Annotated in this window: 4 protein-coding genes; 2 read left to right on the top strand and 2 right to left on the bottom strand. The window is 63.7% G+C overall.

Features of this window, described 5'->3' with window-relative positions; translation table 11 throughout:
- The first annotated feature begins 143 nt into the window (after positions 1-143).
- Both IC50_RS20375 and IC50_RS20370 read left to right on the top strand, forming a co-directional pair.
- Positions 144-347 (top strand): hypothetical protein, encoded by a 204-nt coding sequence (locus IC50_RS20375; protein ID WP_035708742.1) that lies wholly within the window; start codon positions 144-146, stop codon positions 345-347.
- Positions 348-454: 107 nt separating this feature from the next.
- Positions 455-1,282: a tetratricopeptide repeat protein gene (locus IC50_RS20370; RefSeq protein WP_035708739.1), complete on the top strand. Its 828-nt coding sequence runs from the start codon at positions 455-457 to the stop codon at positions 1,280-1,282.
- Between the two features lie 38 nt (positions 1,283-1,320).
- On the opposite strand, the gene IC50_RS20365 is transcribed toward IC50_RS20370, so the two are convergent.
- Entirely contained in the window at positions 1,321-2,295 is a 975-nt protein-coding gene (locus IC50_RS20365) for a type II secretion system F family protein (protein ID WP_035708736.1), read from the bottom strand.
- A gap of 9 nt (positions 2,296-2,304) precedes the next feature.
- A partial coding sequence (locus tag IC50_RS43180) for a type II secretion system F family protein (protein ID WP_440588143.1) occupies positions 2,305-2,439 on the bottom strand: 135 nt, incomplete at its 5' end.

The raw sequence follows: 2,439 nt of genomic DNA, 5'->3' as shown, positions 1-2,439 counted from the left end.
ATTTCCCCCGCCGCTGCAATCGGCTTCGCCGTCACCGTCCGGCGAACTGCTACTCGCGGCGCGGCCATGCTAGGCTCGGGGGTGAGGCCGCCGGATGTCGAGATCGCCGGCGACCGACGAGGAAGCGCCGGGAGGAAAATGCGATGGAATTTGTGTGGAGCGTGGTCACATTCGTCGGCCAGGCCGTCGAGGCGCTTTTTGCCTATGTCGAGCACCACCATTGGATCTTCGCGTTCCTTGCCGGCGGTTACGTCTTCTATCTCCACGACCGCTCCGTTCACGCGCGGTTCGATGCACTCGACAAGCGCATCGATGAAATCCGCAGACGGCTCGCCATCGAATATTGACCGGACCGAAGAACCCAGGGCGGGATCCCCCGTTAACCGGCCGTTAGGGTTAACATTCTATTGCTGACGCGTTCGGCTCGATCAAGCGGCTCGAGAGTCAAAGCGTCATGCGTCAACGGATCAGTCTTGCCCGGCTTCTTGCCTCCACGTCGCTAATCGCGGCGGTGGCCATGGGCCTCGGCGGCTGCACGGCCATGTCGAAGCTCTCAGAAGTGACGGGCTCGGTCGGGCCCCGGGCGGAGGCGGCTCCTGCCGACCGCGCGCCCGCCGATCCAGCGCGTGCAATCGAAGCCTATGGCGAGCGCTACCGCGCCAATCCCAGGGATGCCGATGCCGCGCTCGCCTACGGACAGGCCTTGCGCGCCAACGGCCAGCGAGCCCAGGCCACGGCCGTGCTCGAGCAGGCGACCATCGCCAATCCCGGCAACAAGGCGCTGCTCGCCCAGTACGGCCGCGCACTCGCCGACAACGGCAATTTCCAACAGGCCTACGACGTCCTGTCGAAAGCGCATTCGCCCGACAATCCGGACTGGCGCCTGCTCTCGGTACAGGGTACGGCGCTGGACCAGATGGGCCGTCATGAGGAGGCGCGATCCTATTACGCGAGCGCGCTGAAGATCGCACCGGGTGATCCCGGCGTGCTCTCCAATCTCGGCCTCTCCTACATGTTGTCGAGAGAGCTGCCGAAGGCGGAAGAGGCGCTACGGCAGGCCTACGCCTCCCCGCGTGCGAGCGCCCGGGTGCGGCAGAACCTCGCCTTGGTCGTCGGTCTCCAGGGCCGCTTCGCGGAAGCGGAGACCATCGTGAAGGCGGACCTGCCACCGGACCAGGCCGCGGCCAATGTCGCCTATCTCAAGGACATGCTCAGCCGCAGTGAGGCTCCGCGCGGCGCGCCAAAGCGGACGCCGGTTGCTTCGCTCAGCCAGTCCGACTGATCGGATCTGGTCGCCTGATCCTCGCCCGAGTGGTGAACTCAGTGCATCTCCGTGATCTTGATGCCGGTCGGTCCGAGGATGACCACGAACAGCACCGGCAGGAAGAACAGAATCATGGGCACCGTCAGCTTCGGCGGCAGAGCGGCGGCCTTCTTCTCGGCCTCGTTCATGCGCATGTCGCGGTTCTCCTGCGCCATGACGCGCAAGGAATGGCCGAGGGGGGTGCCGTAGCGCTCGGCCTGCTGAAGCGCGAGACAGACCGACTTGACGCCCTCGAGCCCGGTGCGCCGCGCCAGGTTCTCATAGGCGACCTTGCGATCCTGCAAATAGGACAGTTCGGCCGTGGTCAGGGTGAACTCCTCCGACAGCGCGATCGACTGGCCGACGATCTCCGTTGCAACCTTCCGGAACGCCATTTCGACCGACATGCCGGATTCGATGCAGATCAGGAGCAGGTCGAGCGCGTCGGGAAACGCACGCTTGATCGAGAGCTGGCGCTTGGAGATCGCATTCCTGAGGAACAGCATCGGCGCCTGAAGGCCGAGATAGGCAGCGCCGATGCAGATGCCGATCTTGACCGGCAGCGCCTGTTCCATATGCGCGATCACGAAGACGTAGAGCGCCGAGCCGATGAGGAGCACGATCGGGGCGACCATGCGGGCAAACAGGAATGTGATGTAGGGCGCATGGCCGCGATAGCCCGCCATGATGAGCTTGTCCCGCGCAGCTTCCTGCGCGAGCCATTTGGTGAGGTTGAAGTCCTCGACCACCTTGGAAACGAGTTGCTTCGGTGTCTGGCGCAGCGAGACCTTCTCGTTCTTGTGGAGACGCTCACGCTCGCGCTGCCGGATCCGCTCACGCTCGCTCGCCACCGCTTTCATGCGCTTGGAAAGACCTTCGCCGGCGAACAACGGCATCACCAGCGTATACACGGTGGCACCCGCGGCGATGGCCGCGAGCAGCATGGTCATGAAACGGGCGTCGTGCAGTTTTGAGACGAGAAATTCGACCATGCGGCACCGTCAGAAATCGAAGTTGATCATCTTCTTCATCACCATGATGCCGATCGACATCCAGACGACGCAGCCGACCAGCATCAGCTGTCCGGTAGGATGAGTCCAAAGCACCGAGATGTATTGCGGTGTCGTGAGATAGAC

This window comes from Bradyrhizobium genomosp. I (2014), assembly GCF_000261685.1.
GTDB lineage: Bacteria > Pseudomonadota > Alphaproteobacteria > Rhizobiales > Xanthobacteraceae > Bradyrhizobium.
This window is presented reverse-complemented; position numbering and strand designations above follow the sequence as displayed.

Bases quoted from the DNA above. Each gene is read 5' to 3' on its own strand.
- IC50_RS20365 (WP_035708736.1), bottom strand. From the start codon at position 2,295: ATGGTCGAATTTCTCGTCTCAAAACTGCACGACGCCCGTTTCATGACC.
- IC50_RS20375 (WP_035708742.1), top strand. From the start codon at position 144: ATGGAATTTGTGTGGAGCGTGGTCACATTCGTCGGCCAGGCCGTCGAG.
- IC50_RS20370 (WP_035708739.1), top strand. From the start codon at position 455: ATGCGTCAACGGATCAGTCTTGCCCGGCTTCTTGCCTCCACGTCGCTA.